We start from the raw sequence: 16913 nt of genomic DNA, 5'->3' as shown, positions 1-16913 counted from the left end.
TGATTTTGCATGAGATCTAACGCAGTTCTAACATCCTTTTGTAACAAATCCAAAGCAAAGGTTTGACTGCTCCAAAGCAAAGGTTTGACTGCCACCATTCTCCTAGATAAATATCGTCTATTCTTTTTGTATACAGAGAACATTGAATAACTAAAATCCTTAACTAATTATATCTTAGATCAATTAGCAGCATTTTTTGTGACAAAAAATGTCAATAAGTGAAAATTATTCCGATATAAGGACAACAAAATTACGCTTCACAAAAAAAATGTGACAGATTTCATATTTTTATATATTTTTTTGTTTGTTAATGTGAAAATGCAATGACATTAGGTTTAAAAATGTATCAAAAAATGATTGAATCCGGAAAAAAATTGAGTTTGATTCCTCTATCCTTGCTCTTAATCTCAGGCTTTACAACCTACTCCTTCGCGAATAGCCAAGCTTTAATTGCTGATATGAAAGTGTTTCAGATAGAGGCAAACCAAAAAGTAAAAAAAGAATTAAGAGTAACCGATCAAGTAAAGCCGAAAGCATTGCTTGAGTACGAAGTTGAATATTCAAATATATCGAGTCAAAGTCTGAAAAATTTAAAGTTGAATCTTCCACTTCCTGCGGATGTAGCTTACACAGGGCAAAGCTTACCCAAAGATGCCTATGCGTCTGTAGATGGCAAAAGTTTTGCTAAGGTCCCATTAACCCGTATGGAAAATGGCAAAAAAGTAAATGTCCCACTGGCTGAATATCGCGTTTTGCAATGGAATGTGAGTGAGTTAAAACCGAAACAGAAAATTATTGTTTCTGCTCAAGTCCAAGTTAATACATCTAAATAAAATTTTTAATTGGTCAATATCGACTTTATTGTTGGGTTCTTTATGAAAAATAATTTTCAATTAGGTAAAATTGCTGCATCACTGGCAGTAATGGGTGGGGTATCGTTGCTTGGTAGCCAGGCTATGGCTGCTGCACCTTTAGCTGGTACGAATATTAGTAACGTTGCAACCGCAACGTATACAGATAATACGCAAACTGAGCGCGTAGTAACATCTAACGTGGTTAAAACGCTTGTAGCACAAGTGGGCAGCTTTACTCTTGTGCAGTCTAATGAGCGTCAAACCGCAGCTAACAGCAGTGTAAGTTTCCCGCATATTTTGACAAATACCGGTAATGGTACGGACTCCTTCACGCTTAGGATTACAAATGAGGCTGGTACTTTTGATTGGGCTAGCCATGATGTTTATATTGACCGCAATCAAGATGGCATAGCTGATAACGGCGCAGCTGCTTTAGCATCAACAACAGCGATTGAATTAGCTGCCGGTGAATCTATTGGCCTAGTTGTAGTGGCTAAAACGCCATTGGCAGCGACAGCAGGTCAAAACGACAGCCTGACTTTAACTGCAACATCAAACAAAACGGCTCTATATGATATTGGCAAAGATACAGTGTCCAACACTGACAAAGCCACCATTATTACAGGTGCAGTCATTGAAATTAAAAAAGAAGCCAGTGTTAGTACAATTAGCGCCAATGGTTACATTACCTATACTTTGACTTTCCAAAATAAAGGTACAGCTGCAGCCACTTCAGATGTCATTATTTATGACGTACTCCCAAGCAATGTAACATTTGCTGATACAGCTGATAGCAAATTAACTGCCTATTATAATGGCAGCGCTTCAGCATTAACTCGTGATGCTACAGATAGTGATAAATTTGCTTATGTATCTAGTGGTCGTAGTGATGCAAAAGAGGTTTTTACCTTTAATGCAGGAAAACTTGCTGCGGGTTCAACCGGTAAATTAACTTTTACTGTTAAGGTTAAAAACGCTGCTGCAAATGGTGAAAAAATTACCAACACGGCATATGCGGATACTGATGGCTTCACACCAGGTACAAGTACGCCATTAACACCAGCGAATGTTCCATCTGTTCCACCGACAACTACGGATACGACATTAGTTCCATCTAACCCGAACAATGTTACTGTTGTAGGCATAACTGCCCATTCAATTAACGATGATAAAGACGTTTCTTGGATTGACAAGAATGTTCCAGTCGGCAGCGCTACGGGCATTGATGATGAAGTCCATGCAACAGCTTCGCAAGGTCAGGCCATTGTCTTTGGCAATAACACCTCGGGCGGCGATGTGATTTATGTCCACAACTCAGGCACAACGACTGACAACTATAGCCTTAGTGTTGCTGCAACGACTGGCGCTTTGCCAAACGGCAGCATCATTGAAATTCTGAAGGCTGACGGTAAAACACCAGTGACAGATAACAATACTGGTCCGATTGAAGCGGGTGGCAGCTTAAAATTTGTGGTACGGGTTACTTTGCCAACCAGCGGCACAGTTGCTGCAGGCACTAAATTGACTATGACCAGCACTTCAGTCAACAACAGTAGCAATAAAGATACCATTTCTTTGGTTGTTGATTCATTTACAAAGAGTGCTGTGGACTTGGTACATAATATAGGCACAACAGGATCGCCCGTTTATGTCGGTGATGGCTTGAATAGCAGCACAGGTGTTCCTGACACAGCTTTAGTTCCAGGTACACCTAAACAGCTGGATGTTACGATCAAAAATACAGGCGGTACGCCGGACAACTACAATATTGTAGTTACAGGCATTCCAACCGGCTGGACAGCGGAACTTTTTGGAAAAGACGCAGCTGGCAAATGTACAAACACGAAAGTAACCAACTCCGGTACAATCGCCAATGGCGGTACGGGCAGTTACTGCCTGGTGGTTACAACACCAGATGGCACGCCAGCAACGGATATTGCAAAAACTATTACAGTCAACATCAGCTCGCCCTCTACCGGCAGCAATGATAGCATTGGATTCAAACTGACCGTTGCAGCACAGCGCGCAATCAGCTTTACGCCAGACCGTCAAGGCCAGTTAGCCCCTGGTGGCAGCATTATTTACAGCCATACCTTAACCAACATTGGTAACGTTACTGAAGCAGCTGATGGTAAAACATTGAATTTTATTTTACCAACGCCAACAGCAGGTGAAACGGTAACTGTTTATGTGGACACAGATGGTAACGGTATTCTGGATGCTAATGAAGTTGTAACAGGTACAGGTGCTTTAAACAGCATTTTGCAAAATGCAAAATTTGATGTATCTAAGTTACCTGGTTTGCAGCAAGGCGAGTCCGTTACTGTTTATGTAAAAGTTGAAGCGGCAGCAACTGCAACGGCCGGCCAGTCTTATACATCTACAGTACAAATTCAGCCTGAAGCTAACGCTGTATTAGGTTCAAACAGCATTTTATCAATTACAGACCGCACAGTAATTAACCTGGGTTCAGTACGTTTAGAAAAATTCCAGTTTGCTGCAGACTGTACAGCAGCACCCGTTGATACTGACTATACTGCAAACTTACAGAATGCTAAACCTGGTCAATGCGTATTTTATAAAGTAAAGGCAACAAACCAGGGTAATGCTGATGCAACTGCTGTTGTAATCAATGATGCTGTGCCGGCATACACAAAGTACAAAACCGGTTCTGTAGCACGTGAGCCAGCAGCTCAAGGCACTGCACCAACAGAAGCTAACGGTAATGTAAATTACAATGTCGGTACTTTAACTCCTGGCGCTTTTGCCACATTGAAGTTTGCTGTCACAGTTGATAAATCAACCACTCCATAATCTTTAAAAACTTTTCTCCCTCTTTTTTCGAAAAGGGGGACTCGATTCGTTTGTTCTAATTATTTGTATTTTCGTATTTTTGGTTTTGGGGTGTGGCAATGAAAAAAGCAATGAATAAGAAAGTGGAGACATTATCTTTGTCTGCACTTGCGTCTGCTTTGTTCTTTGCACATCACGGTCATGCTGCGATGCCTATGGCTGGACAAATGATTCAGAATATTGCTTATGCAAGTTTTGAAGTCAGTGATTTGAGCGGTGGACAATTACTGCGAACAACTCAATCCAATGCAGTCAATATCGAAATTGCAAAGTTTTATGGTCTTGAACTATTTCCAGATCAGCTCCAGCAAGTAGAAGCGGGTTCAAAAGTCATCTGGTTAAATCAGGTGACCAATACCAGTAATACAAATGCGTGGTTTGATTTTAAAACCGCGGCTATTAACCATTTATCCAATTTAAAAATCTATTTAGATGCCAATCAAGATGGTGTCCTGGATATTTCAGATACCCTGATTAAAGATGGATTAGAATTACAACCCAATCAAACTGTACACTTATGGGTCGTGGCAGATACCTCATTACAAACTCCCGATCAGTCCAAGTTAGAGCTTCCTTTAACCGCACAGATTCGTGAAGAACCGCAACAACAAAAAACAGTGCAAGACCCTGTACAGGTCTTTGAAGCAAAGTTAAAAATAGAAAAAGCCGTAGACCAACAACTGCTTAGCATAACTCAGCAGGCACAAACCCTGAATTATACTTTGACGGTAACCAACTCGGCATCATTACCGGTATCACCTGCAACAGTCACGGTGGATGGACAGGAACAATCATGGGTGATTGTTGAAGATCCTTTGCCGGCAAATACTGTTTTTGAAGATATTCAGGTTTCAGATCTGGCTTCTAATACACTGGTTTTGCATAAGTTGGCAGAAGGACAATATTCAAGTCATTTACCTCAGGATAAAAGCCAAATTGGCCATGCTGTAGTTGCTTATAAAAAACCATTTGCAGCCGGTCAAAAAAGCGAGATTAAGTTAAAGGTTAAAACTCAACCGACCATTAGCTATACCACATTGGTAAATGGAGCTTATGTTCTGCATCAAAAAGGACAAGTGAATCAAAAAACCTTGTCCAATAAAGTTGAAACCAAGGTTGTAGGTCAGCCAACTTTAGATAGCACCACAAATGATTTTAAAATCAGCTTGTATACCGGCAAAGTTAATGAACCGATTTATTTAAAAACCAATGCCGCGGTTTGTAATGCCAACCGTTTTAGCAAAGAGCAGGCACGCATTCGTATTCAGTCTAAATTGACGGGTGATATTGTTATTATTTCCGCCATGGAAAGTGGTGAAAATACCGGTCTGTTCCAATTTAGTTTAGATACTGAAGAAAATGCAGAAAAAAATCTGAATGATGCTGTTTTACAAACGCTTAAACGTGATGAGGTTACAGCGAGTCTGGTTGAATGCGTCGACGAGCAAGGTCAGGCCACTACACCGATTAATGATATTTCAACGCAGATATTGATTGATCCATACGGCATTATTTTCGATGCAAAAACGAAAAAGCCTGTGGCTGGGGCAACCGTTATACTGGTGGATGAAAATGATCAGCCGGTCGGTAATAATGTGGCTTTTGAAGTTGACCGTACCACGGGGGCGTTAAGTTCAATTCCTGCGAAACAGGTAACGTCTGCGACAGGTGAGTTTGTTTATCCGCAAGTGATTCCGGGTAACTATAAATTGTTAGTCGATACCTCAACAATTGCTACTCATCAATATAGTTTTGTCAGCGATCAGGTGGTTTATCCGATCAGCTCATTTAACGGCATGGCGGTACATTCGCAATATTCTTATGGCGGCATATTTACCCTGACATCCAGCAGTCCGGCATTGAATATCGATATTCCGATTGACCCGCTATTAAGCCAATCGGGTTTGATGGTACAAAAAACTGCACGTGATAGCAGTATCGAATTGGGTGATTTCACCGATTACAGTATTACCGTGAGTAATAAAGGTGATGTACTTGCACGTGATGTTAAATTGCAAGACAGTTTACCGCGTGGTTTTAGCTATGTGCCAAATACCATGCGTATTGATGGCAAACCCGTGGCAGACCCGGAAGGTGGCAAAGGCCCTTATTTAACGCTGGGTTTGGGTGATCTTGAAGTCAATGCCAGCGCCAAAATTGAATACCGTGTTCTGGTCGGACCCAATGCTTTAAACGGAGATGGGATTAACCGGGCTCGTGCAGTAGACGGTTCTGGTCTCAGTTCAAATGAAGCACAGGCTAAAGTTAAAGTTCGTCCGGGTGCGTTTAGTGCCGATGCATTTGTGGTAGGTAAAGTTTATACCGACTGTAACCGTAATGGCATACAGGATAAAGGCGAGTTGGGTGTGCCAGGTGTCCGTCTCTACATGGAAGATGGCAGTTATGTCATCACAGACCGTGAAGGTAAATATGACTTTTACGGCGTGTTGGCAAAAACCCATGTGCTTAAAATTGACCGCACCACCTTACCTACCGGCGTGGAGTTGCTGACTCAGTCCAACCGAAATGCTGGTGATCCATCCAGCCGCTTTGTCGATGTCAAACGTGGCGAATTGCATCGTGCTGATTTCGCCATGGCGAATCAGGCAGATGCCTGTTCTGCACCCTTAACGGATGCAATCAAACAGCGTCAGGAAAAAATTAACAGCAGCAATTTAAATCTTGAAAAAGCGATTAACAAGCAACTTTCTATTGATGCACCGAGCTATCTGGAAAGCAGCACCCGTTCAGAAAACACCCAAGGTTGTTTGGCAAATGACAATGATCAAAATTGCTTATTGAATCGGGGTGATTTTGCTGCACAAAAACAACCGCAATTGTTGATTGATCCGGTAAAACCGCCTGTTTTAGTGAATCTTGAAGAATATTTAAAGCGTAGCGACAACAACGCTTTAGAAATTTTAAACTTAAAAGAAGGACAGGTTCTACCTCATGCACAAACGACGATTCAAGTTCAAGGTGCAGCAGGTGCGACACAGCGTGTTTTAGTCAATGACGTGGTGGTGGCAGATAAACAACGGGGTAAATTAGCCATCCTGGATGAGCATCGTAAGCAAGGGGTTGAATATGTCGGAGTGGCATTAAAAGTCGGTAAAAACAGCATTCGTGCTGAACAATTGGATTTTGCTGGTAATGTTCGTGAAAGCCACCACATTCAAGTCATTGTTCCAGATGAAATTCATCAGCTGAAATTACAGCAAGCGCCAATCCCGGTCATGGCCAATGGCCGGGATGTGATGCAGCTGCGCGTTCAGTTGCAAGACAAACAAGGCATCAAAGTGGCCACCCGTACCTCGATCACTCTAGAAAGTGATATCGGGATTATTGATCTTCCAGATTTAAATCCAAATGAACCGGGCATTCAAAGCTTCATTGATGGCGGCGAGATGATTATTCCGATTCTTGCACCGAATGCGCCTGCACGTGGAAAACTACGCGTTAGCAGTGGTTTAATCAAAGAAGAAATCGACATTCAGTTTCAGGCAGATTTACGTCCGCTGATTGCCGTGGGTTTAATTGAAGGTTCAATTAACTTTAATAATTTTGATAATACACAGTTGCACAGTGTGAATCGTAATGATGGTTTTGAAAATGAGCTGAATGAAATTGCCGAGTGGGGTAATGACACCTCATTGACCGGTCGCACTGCAATGTTCCTGAAAGGAAAAGTCCGAGGCGATTATCTGTTAACCCTGGCTTATGATTCTAATAAAAGTTCCAAGCAGCGCCTGTTCCGCGATATTCAACCTGATGAATATTATCCGGTATATGGTGACGCAGCGGCAAAAGGCTTTGAAGCCCAATCGACCAGCAAATTGTATGTACGCTTAGACAAAGGCCGTTCATATGCGATGTATGGCGACTATGTGACCCGTACAGAAAAAGATGAAGGTCTGGCTTTGGGGCAATATAACCGTTCATTGACTGGTCTGAAAGTGGGACATGAAGGAGATAAGTTTCAGGCATCAGCATTTGTGGCTGAAACCAAATCGCGTCAAGTGGTGACAGAAAATCGTGCACTGGGTATTTCTGGTCCCTACAGTCTGGGTTCAATTTCAAGTGAACTTATTTTAGACAATAGTGAAAAAGTCGAGATTCTGACCCGCGATCGTAATAATCCGGGGTTGATTATTGCCAAACAAAGCCTTACCCGTTTTAGCGATTATGAAGCCGACACCTATAGCAACAGCATTTACCTAAAACAGGCTGTCGCCAGTGTCGATCAAGACCTGAATCCAAACTTTATCCGTATTACGGTGGAAGCGGATGAAATTGGTGAAGAATATCAAGTCGGCGGGATGAGTTTTAGTTATGCCATGAAGAGCCATCTGAAAATGGGTGGTTCATTTGTGCAAAGTAATGATCCATTAAATCAGGAACAGATTGCCAGTTTAAATACCGTGGTGAAAGTTGGGCAATACAGTAAATTCATTGCCGAAGTGGCACAGTCTAAAAATACCGAATCTACGGCAGATCAGATTACTCAGATCAATAGTGATTCAAATCGTGACAAAGACCAAGGTACTGCCGCACGGGTCGAATTTGAATATGCACCGGGCTTTGCCCATGTTCGTGCCTATCACCAGCAAGCCGAAGAAGGTTTCCAGAATGATGCGGCAACCATTAGTGCAGGACGTAAAGAAAGTGGCATCAAGGCTTCAGCACCCATTGCAAAACTGGGCCTGGCTCGTATTGAAGCAATTCGTACTGAAGATCAAGAAAATAACGGCGTTCGTACCGGATTGTCTACAAGTCTGGAACGTAATTTCTTTAAAATTCTCGCGGTCGAATTAGGGCTGCGTCATTATGATGAAACCAGTGCTGCGGCAACTTTAGCGACAGAAAATCTGGGTCCATATAATGGCACGACTGGGCGTATCAAATTTACTGGTAATCTGCCTTGGAAAGGCGCATCGGCTTTTATTGAATACGAACAGGATTTATCCAATTCCGACAAACAGGTTTTATTGGTGGGGGGAACGGCAAAAGTTTTACCCAATACTGAAATTTATGCCCGCCATGAATTGATTTCAGCAATTGATGGCCTGTACTCCATGAATAGCACAGAAGAAACCAACAGCACGGTGTTCGGTATTTCCAGCAACTATATGAAAGATGGTTCAGCATTCAGTGAATATCGTGTTGCTGATGGCATCAGTAACCGTGAAGCTGAAGCAGCATTGGGCCTACGTAACCGCTGGCAGCTAAAACCGCGTGTATATGTTAGTAGCAGTTTTGAGCGGATTCAGTCTTTATCTAAAAATGAAGACAATACCCGTAATGATGCCACTGCATTGAGTCTGGGACTTGAATATTTAGTCCATGAGAATTGGAAAGCAACCACCCGTTTGGAAGGTCGCCGTTCGGATACTTCAGATACCCTGATCAATACCCTTGGTTATGCCTATAAGCTCTCTGATGATGCCACCGTGCTGACTAAAAACACGCTCAACTTTGTCGATAATAAAGCAGTAGATCAGGGTGATCACTTACGCAACCGTTTCCAGCTCGGTTATGCATGGCGTGATTATGATCAAAATAAACTCGATATCTTGTCGAAAATTGAATATTACTATGAAAATAACGCCACTGATTTAGAAGCGGAATTCAAGCGTGAAGCTTATGTGACTTCTATTCATACTAACTATCATCCACAGCGCCGTCTGACTTTATCGGGTCAATATGCAGCAAAATGGTCTGAGCTCGATGAAGATTATATTACTAGCAATGCTCTAACGCAATTGTTCAGCGGTCGTGTAATTTATGACATCAATGAACGTTGGGACATGAGTGTACAGGCAGGTGGTTTATGGGCTAACCGCGGTGCAGGTACACGCTATTTGGTCGGGGCAGAATTGGGGTATTTGCTTGCAACCAATTTTTGGGTTTCGGCAGGTTATAACTTTATGGGTTATCAGGATGATGAACTGGCAAATACCAGTTCAACCGGTGAAGGTGCGTATTTAAGATTCAGATTCAAGTTTGATGAAGATCTGTTTGGTCGCCGTTCGGCAAACACAAACTTTGCTTTAGAGCCAGAACAGGGACGATAAAACATGAAACCACTTACTGGACTACTTGCAGCTTTATTTTTAGGGAACAGCTTGGTGTATGCTGAACCCTTTTCGGCTGCTGATGCTCAGCGTCAAATAAATACTTTATCCAATACTTTACAACAATATACTGATGCTGATGCACTGACTCGCTATCATGCTTACAAGGCAAAAATGTGGTTAAGTTATGCAGTCAATCAACAATCCGAACGCAGTTTAACCGTTGCAGGGCAGGAAGCTTTGCAACAGGCCCAAAGTATTGTCAGTGGTTTGCAGTCCAAGCAAAATTTGAGTTTAACCACACCAGTCTTAAATGTGTCACAAGTCATGCGTCGGGATTTATGGTGGCAGGTTGAATATTTAAAAATGCAGGGTGCCATTGATAAAGCGCCCGAAAGTCTGGCACATGCAGAAGTGATGCTGGTTTGGGCTGCAGCAGAATATTGCGAGTTGGGCTGGAGACATTCCCAAGAACCTTTTAATGCGGTGCAACAGGCTTTATATCAGGTGGTTGAATCTACAGGTGTACAGCGCACCGATATCAGCTGGCAGCCAGAGCAGTTGCCTTCATTGCAGCAGCTGAATGGCAAGGGTTGTCAGGGAGTAAATTCTAAATTTTGGCCCCTAGCTAAAGTACAATTAAATCAACAGTCTAATAGTTTAAAGATCAATAATATTGTACATTTTGCCCGGGACAGTGCAGATTTAAGCCCAGCCAGTCATACGATTCTTCAACAATGGGTAGCCCAGTTGAAACAATATCCACAATTGTCTGTTGTTTTAAAGGGTTATACCGATCGGCATGCAAGCCCGAGCTATAACATACAACTGGCACAGCGCCGTGTTCAGGCAGTACAAGATTATCTTGTGTTACAGGGTATGGATATTGCACATATTGCGACTGAAGCCAAGGGTGCAGTTGATTTTCAAACTGATACAGAAATGAAAATAGCTGAGGCAAAAAGCCGTCGGGTAGTTCTGCAGGTTGCAGATACACATAGGGTTGAAATTAAATATCTACCGCAGTGGCAAGATTTACAAATAGAGTCAAAACAGCAAAAAGTGAAGGTGAAATAACAGTATGATCAAGCGATATTTACCTCAAGTTTTGGCATCTTCAGTTTTATTGCTTGGCGGTATGGCGCAAGTTAATGCGGCAGATACACAATTAGATAATTCAGCAACAGGCTCCACGCTGATTCAACGTAGTTTTGTAAACTTAGATTTTAGTAATCCTAATATTAATGCAAATTATAATGGCTTTGGTCAAGCAGGTACAGGAGCAACGAATGTTGCTCTGCCAGAAACACTTGTACCTGGTTGGAGGACAACGCATAGAGTTATGACAGCCGGTACATATTGGCAAGCTGGGCGATTGATTGAAATTTGGCGAGGGCAAGGTGCTCCATCCGATAAGATGACAGGAGAATTATCGACATCAACCAATCAATATGCAGAACTGAATGCAGAAGAAGAGTCAGTTTTATACCAAAATATATGTTTAATTAAAGGCGAAACATTTAGCTATTCTTTTGCACATGCAACAAGATCGAGTACCAGCGAGAAAGCAAAGTTTTCGATTGGTACAGTTACAGACACAGCCACAACTAAACGTAATTGGGTTGCTCATCAAAATATAGTATCGGCTACGAATTCGCCTACGAATAAGACATGGAAGACTTATAGTGATACTGTTACGGTAAATAGTATACCTGCGAATTCAGGAGTTTATTCCTTAGGTTTTGAGGCGGTATCCACTGGGACAGTAGGCAATTTTTTAGATAAGATTGCCATTACAGGTTTAAAGCCAGTGGTTGAGTTTACTACTGCTGCTGATAGTGCCTTTGAAAACGTATCTGGTATTGTGCCAATTAAATTTAAAATGGTGGGTAATGTTACCAGCACAAGTATGCCTACCTTAAAATTTAAAATTTCTTATAATAGTTCGGTCGCTTTGGAAAATCGCGCTATTTATAAAGTTGATTATGTTTTAAAGAAGCGTATTGGTGCGACGGGGACGACTTTTACAGAACTGACTGTAGATGATGGACTAAATTATAATACAAGTACCGGGGAAGTTACTTTTTCTTATAAACCTGATTATAACTCAGGTTTAAATTATGAACAGGGTGTAGAATTTAATGGTTTAGTACTCGAGATTAAAGATAATAATAAATCTTTTGGAACCAAGACACTCCCGTTTTCATTTGAAACGATGTCAGATGTTCTTCTAATTACTCTGGATACTTGTAGCAAAACTAATATAAAAAGTTCATTTGATTTTTCTATTAAAGAAGACGATACCGATCTAGAGATTATTAAAAGTTTAACACCGGAGTCTGTCACTAAGGTATATAAAGACCAATATCTTGCTTACACGCTGGAATTAACCAACAAGACTAAAGTGGATGCTGATGAAGTTATTTTAAAAGATAATATTCTTGCTAATTTAGCTTATGATGCAGCGGGTGTAAATGCGGCAACTTTAAGCTGTGAAGCTATAACTAATGAAGGAACAACATCAACTTGCCCGACTTTACCTAATGATGCAGTAACTAAATTATTTTCATCTAGTGGATTAAATCTGGGTACTATCAAAGGGCTCGCTAAGTATAAATTTACTCTAAATAAGCTAAAAGCCAAAGAAGATGCAACAGGTGAATATACTGGTTATATAGTGAATAATGCAGTTGTGACAACTACTTCAACTGATATTGACTCGAGTAATAATACATCCACTGTAAAAACAATGATGGCTACCAAAACTGATCTGTCCAATAACAAAACAGGTGCACCCGTAACAGAAACAGGTATTGGCATGTTTGTAATTGGAAAAGAGGGTAGAACCGGTTCCACACCACTTTGGACTCAAAAATCAGACAGTAACACCAAAGTTTATTTCCCGCTCAATATTCAAAATTACGGCAATCTGGCACAGGATTATCAACTGTATGCCTCTAGTAGCAAAATTGAACCAACACTAGGAACGGGTGACTATTCAACATTGGTTAAAAATAGTATTACTCCCTTTAGTTCTGGTTTAAAAATTGAATTTTATAAGGCAGATCTTGCACAGTGTAAAACGGGTGTAAGTGGTCAGCAGATTACTCAACTGAATGTTGCCGCCAATAACACTACACAGCTCTGCGCAGTCGTGACCGTTTATTCTTCTGTGACAACGACCACCAATATTTGGTTTGCAATCGAGTCACTTCAGTCGGGCATGGCTGACATTGTTCTGGATGCCGTGATTCCCCAGCCCAAGAAACGTACATTGGAATTAAGCAATGATCAAAGTGCACAGGTGGGGATCGGGGGAAGCTATGTATTTTTGCACCGTCTGATCAACTATGGTGTGGAAAATGAAACTAAAGTGAAGGTCAGTCTTAACCCAGTCAATCGTACCGATGGCTTTTTATATACCTTGTTTTTGGATCAAAATGGCAATGACACGCTAGATGCCAGTGATACTTTGCTATCCGGTACAGAAACTGAATTAAGCAATATCATTGAGCCGAATAAATCGGTCACTTTATTGATTAAAGTTGAAGCCCCATCAACGGCCAACAATGGTATGAGTAGTCAAGTTAAGCTGATTGCCAAGCCGGATAATGTAGGGAAAGACATGACATTAGCTGATTTAAGTAATACGGACTTGATTACGGTCAGTCCGAATCAGTTAAAAATTATGAAATCGCAATTCAAAGTTGAAAATTGCAGTATGGCAAATGCCGCGGCAGTGATCAATGCAATGTATACCGTACAAAATGAAAACCTGAAACCGAATCAATGTCTGATTTACCGGATTATGGTGAAAAATACTGGCAGTATGGCATTAAGCAATGTAGTGATTAACGATATGTATCCGGCTTATACCCAGCAATGGGCACTTTCAGGTATATTGCCAATTGTAGGAAGTAATGGTCAAAACATTACCGATAGTAGCAACAATACAATTGAAGATGATGGCACAGTTAAAATTAAGACGATCTTAAAAGAGCTGTTATCACAACAGGAAAAGTCTCTGTATTTTGGCATCAAAATGCAATGAGAGGTTTAACATGATAATGATTGTCTAATTTATGATGTTCCTATCATGGTAGTGCCCTGTACCAACGTGATAACTATCTAAATCATTTCCATTCTGTAATTTCCAGTTGCCTGCAAAGGTAGAAGCTGATTTACCTTGCCAGACTTTAAGCTCACCCGTTGGTGACTGCTCAACCATTAAATCAAAAACGAGCTGATGATCTGGTGAAACGTGATTTCAGTGCAAAGCAACCAAACCACCTGTGGGTTACTGACTTCACATACATTCAGACGAATTCAGGTTGAGTCTATACTGCATTTGTTATTGATGTATTTTCACGGGCAATTGTAGGTTGGAAGGTATCGACACGGATGAATACAGATATGATTCTGGATGCACTTGAACTACGTAGATAGGTTTAACAAAAAACGGCTGCATAGTACGATTGGATATGTTTCGCTATTTAAGTTTGAAGCAACGTCAACGTATTATGAAAAGATGCAATCCTTAGATCAGGTTGCCTAACTTAAATAAACTGTCTCCGACAAACCCGGTACGGTTCATAGGTACAGGTGATACATATGCGTGATATCGATTCGAATTTGCTTGGTCTAAAAATTCATTATAAAAATCTTTTAGTAGGTAATAGATCATTCCAGGTAAAGGCGAAGAATATTTTGATCATTTCTTCTTAGTTGGCACTAAAGCAGATTCTGGTTCACTTTTTTATGATCTATTTCAAACTAAAAAACAGCTTTCAAATTTCAATTTTATAGAGAAAATTTAAGGAATTTAAAAGCATTAAACTCTGGCTAGTAGTTAGCTACACTGTAATGATTCCGACAAAATTATTTGAACGAATTTATAGAAAGCCTGAATCTATCTTCAGTCTTTTTTCGAATCTCTCTAAGCCTGATATTGACTGAATCAGGCGTTATATAGCCTATAGAATAGTTTAAAGCTCAATTTCTTGTCTTATAAAAACCTTATTGATTAAAGATAACTTCTATAAATCAGTAACCTATGAAATGATGATGTTTGAATCGAAGAAAACTTTAAAAAGCAGATGAAGTGTATTTGACAGAATGTAAAAATATGTTAATAAATATAACATGATTTTTAAACCAAAATCATGGATGTTTCAGGAAGAAAGATCAGGAAGCTGATAAAAAATAATTACAGGAGTTTTAGCAATGCTTCGATTATTAAAAAAAATATTTTGTCTGCACATTTATGAATACCAGCAAATGGAGGAAATTGGGGCAGATTGGGAATGCCGCAAATGTGGTACCCAAAGAGATTAAAAAAATACTGCAAGAAAAAGTGAGCAATATGCTCACTTTTTTATATCCATTATATTTAATCTAAACTCATATCCGTTAAAATCATTACCAGTACCACATGATGAGAAGGCTTAAATGAGCAAAGATTTCCATGCCAAAACCTATATTGTAGATGAAAATCTGGCTAACACTTTGCACTGGTTAAGCCTGCATCAGGACTGTTATGACTCTTTCAGCTTTGATGCACTGACGCAGGAGCTGGTCGTACATCATGCCAATGGAACAGACCAGATCCGGATCGGTGATTTTCTGAATGCCAGTTATGGTATTTTAATTACTGCACATAACTTTTCAGCATCTTGAATTATTTCAATTAACTTGCCATTGCATCAGTCGCCAATGCGCGGATGCTTGGCTTAGGTTGTTCTGCTACCAGTCCCAATTTTTCAAAGAGCTGTTGGTCACGACCTTTGGCTGTATTTGGAGTCGTTAACAGTTTTTCGCCTGAGAAAATTGAGTTGGCGCCTGCCATAAATGCCAATGCCTGATCTGAGTCAGTCAGTGATTCACGGCCTGCCGAAAGACGGATATAGCTTTTGGGCATCAGAATGCGGGCCACTGCAATAGTTCGAATCCATTCAATCACATCCAATTTCTCAACATCTGCCATCGGTGTGCCTTCGATTGGCACCAGCATATTGATAGGTACAGATTCTGGATGAATTGGAAGTGTAGAAAGCTCAAACAATAAACCGATCCGATCATTGTGGCTTTCACCTAAGCCGACAATACCACCACTACACACTTTTAAGCCAGCTTGGCGTACATGATCTAGTGTATCCAATCGGTCATCAAAGCTGCGGGTACTGATAATATGTGAATAGTATTCACGTGACGTATCCAGATTGTGATTGTAATAATCCAGACCAGCATCTTTCAGGCGTTCTGCCTGTGAGGCATTCAGCATGCCTAAAGTCATACAGGTTTCGAGTCCAAGTGCTTTGACTTCACGTATCATGTCCAGCACATAAGGCATATCACGTTCATGCGGATTACGCCACGCTGCTCCCATACAGAAACGTGAACTGCCAGAAGCCAGAGCTTCTTTAGCTTCCTGAATTACTTTTTCTACTGCGATTCGTTTTTCCGCTTCGAGTTTGGAATCATAATGTGCGGACTGAGAACAGTATTTGCAATCTTCCGGGCATTTACCGGTTTTAATAGAGAGCAGGGTACTGACCTGAACGGTATTGGCATCAAAATATTGACGATGAACCTGTTGAGCCTGAAAGAGTAAGTCCATTAAAGGTTGTTGATACAGGGTCTCAATTTCTGCACGAGACCAATCATTACGTATTGGATCAATACTGTTCATCTGTCCATCCTTGTTCATATTTATTTATCAGGCTCCATCTTAAGTAAAAGTATCGCCGTCTTCATTAGCAAAATATGACCTTATAGAAAAAATAAAACCCACACAAGGTGGGCTTTGTTGTTGAACACTTGATTAGACTTTATTCACGATGATTTCCGTGAATATTCTGGTTTTGTAAATCACTACGATGTTGCTTGTTTAATACACGTTCATCTTGTTCGTGCTGGTTATTTTTTGGAGAGCCAAGCGGGCCATGTTGTGACTGCTGCTGTTGCTGCTTCTGGTGTTGATGTTGCAACTCTTCAAGCTGTTCCTGATTTTGATGTTGGGTATCAGATGACTTTTGCATATCCACCTCCGGCTTTATTTCCATTCTTTTTTCTTTATGCCATAGCTTGCACACTAACTGTGTAAGGCTTTGACGAGAAAATGTGAACCGAAGTA

At 40.8% G+C, this 16913-nt stretch carries 8 protein-coding genes and 2 pseudogenes; 7 read left to right on the top strand and 3 right to left on the bottom strand.

Features of this window, described 5'->3' with window-relative positions; genetic code table 11:
- Nucleotides 1-323 precede the first annotated feature (323 nt).
- From ACWM1W_RS09315 to ACWM1W_RS09295, 5 genes are all read left to right on the top strand, one after another.
- Complete coding sequence (locus ACWM1W_RS09315) at nucleotides 324-833, top strand: hypothetical protein (RefSeq protein ID WP_227504436.1); 510 nt, start codon at nucleotides 324-326, stop codon at nucleotides 831-833.
- A gap of 42 nt (nucleotides 834-875) precedes the next feature.
- Nucleotides 876-3668, top strand: coding sequence for a hypothetical protein (locus tag ACWM1W_RS09310; protein WP_313583547.1), 2793 nt, complete (start codon nucleotides 876-878; stop codon nucleotides 3666-3668).
- Between the two features lie 98 nt (nucleotides 3669-3766).
- The gene (locus tag ACWM1W_RS09305; protein WP_375725554.1) at nucleotides 3767-9781 is read left to right on the top strand and encodes an SdrD B-like domain-containing protein; all 6015 of its coding nucleotides are present in this window, start codon (nucleotides 3767-3769) and stop codon (nucleotides 9779-9781) included.
- A 3-nt stretch (nucleotides 9782-9784) separates the two neighbouring features.
- A complete protein-coding gene (locus ACWM1W_RS09300) occupies nucleotides 9785-10858 on the top strand; it encodes an OmpA family protein (RefSeq protein WP_375725555.1) in 1074 nt (357 codons plus the stop codon).
- A 4-nt stretch (nucleotides 10859-10862) separates the two neighbouring features.
- Complete coding sequence (locus tag ACWM1W_RS09295) at nucleotides 10863-13832, top strand: hypothetical protein (RefSeq protein ID WP_375725556.1); 2970 nt, start codon at nucleotides 10863-10865, stop codon at nucleotides 13830-13832.
- A 45-nt stretch (nucleotides 13833-13877) separates the two neighbouring features.
- On the opposite strand, the pseudogene ACWM1W_RS09290 reads toward ACWM1W_RS09295, so the two are convergent.
- Nucleotides 13878-14018: pseudogene (locus tag ACWM1W_RS09290) on the bottom strand (hypothetical protein); the annotation flags it as partial.
- On the opposite strand from ACWM1W_RS09290, the pseudogene ACWM1W_RS09285 reads away from it, so the two are divergent.
- Together ACWM1W_RS09285 and ACWM1W_RS09280 are read left to right on the top strand one after the other, a co-directional pair.
- Nucleotides 14012-14215 (top strand): annotated as a pseudogene (locus ACWM1W_RS09285) (DDE-type integrase/transposase/recombinase); the annotation flags it as partial. The pseudogenes ACWM1W_RS09290 and ACWM1W_RS09285 overlap by 7 nt on opposite strands.
- 1014 nt (nucleotides 14216-15229) lie before the next feature.
- Entirely contained in the window at nucleotides 15230-15457 is a 228-nt protein-coding gene (locus ACWM1W_RS09280; protein WP_034171405.1) for a hypothetical protein, read from the top strand.
- Between the two features lie 10 nt (nucleotides 15458-15467).
- Here the strand turns inward: ACWM1W_RS09280 and bioB are convergent, their stop codons facing one another.
- Both bioB and ACWM1W_RS09270 read right to left on the bottom strand, forming a co-directional pair.
- Nucleotides 15468-16469 carry a biotin synthase BioB gene (gene bioB / locus ACWM1W_RS09275; protein ID WP_375725557.1) on the bottom strand — a complete coding sequence of 334 codons (1002 nt, stop codon included), beginning with the start codon at nucleotides 16467-16469 and terminating at the stop codon, nucleotides 15468-15470.
- A 139-nt stretch (nucleotides 16470-16608) separates the two neighbouring features.
- A complete protein-coding gene (locus ACWM1W_RS09270) occupies nucleotides 16609-16818 on the bottom strand; it encodes a hypothetical protein (RefSeq protein ID WP_375725558.1) in 210 nt (69 codons plus the stop codon).
- Nucleotides 16819-16913: the final 95 nt, after the last annotated feature.

The sequence above is a fragment of the Acinetobacter sp. TW_SC_4 genome, assembly GCF_054861205.1.
The sequence above is the reverse complement of the archived record's forward strand: the minus strand, read 5'-3'. Positions and strand labels throughout refer to the sequence as shown.

Bases quoted from the DNA above. Each gene is read 5' to 3' on its own strand.
- ACWM1W_RS09315 (WP_227504436.1), top strand. From the start codon at position 324: ATGACATTAGGTTTAAAAATGTATCAAAAAATGATTGAATCCGGAAAA.
- ACWM1W_RS09310 (WP_313583547.1), top strand. From the start codon at position 876: ATGAAAAATAATTTTCAATTAGGTAAAATTGCTGCATCACTGGCAGTA.
- ACWM1W_RS09305 (WP_375725554.1), top strand. From the start codon at position 3,767: ATGAAAAAAGCAATGAATAAGAAAGTGGAGACATTATCTTTGTCTGCA.
- ACWM1W_RS09300 (WP_375725555.1), top strand. From the start codon at position 9,785: ATGAAACCACTTACTGGACTACTTGCAGCTTTATTTTTAGGGAACAGC.
- ACWM1W_RS09295 (WP_375725556.1), top strand. From the start codon at position 10,863: ATGATCAAGCGATATTTACCTCAAGTTTTGGCATCTTCAGTTTTATTG.
- ACWM1W_RS09280 (WP_034171405.1), top strand. From the start codon at position 15,230: ATGAGCAAAGATTTCCATGCCAAAACCTATATTGTAGATGAAAATCTG.
- bioB (WP_375725557.1), bottom strand. From the start codon at position 16,469: ATGAACAGTATTGATCCAATACGTAATGATTGGTCTCGTGCAGAAATT.
- ACWM1W_RS09270 (WP_375725558.1), bottom strand. From the start codon at position 16,818: ATGCAAAAGTCATCTGATACCCAACATCAAAATCAGGAACAGCTTGAA.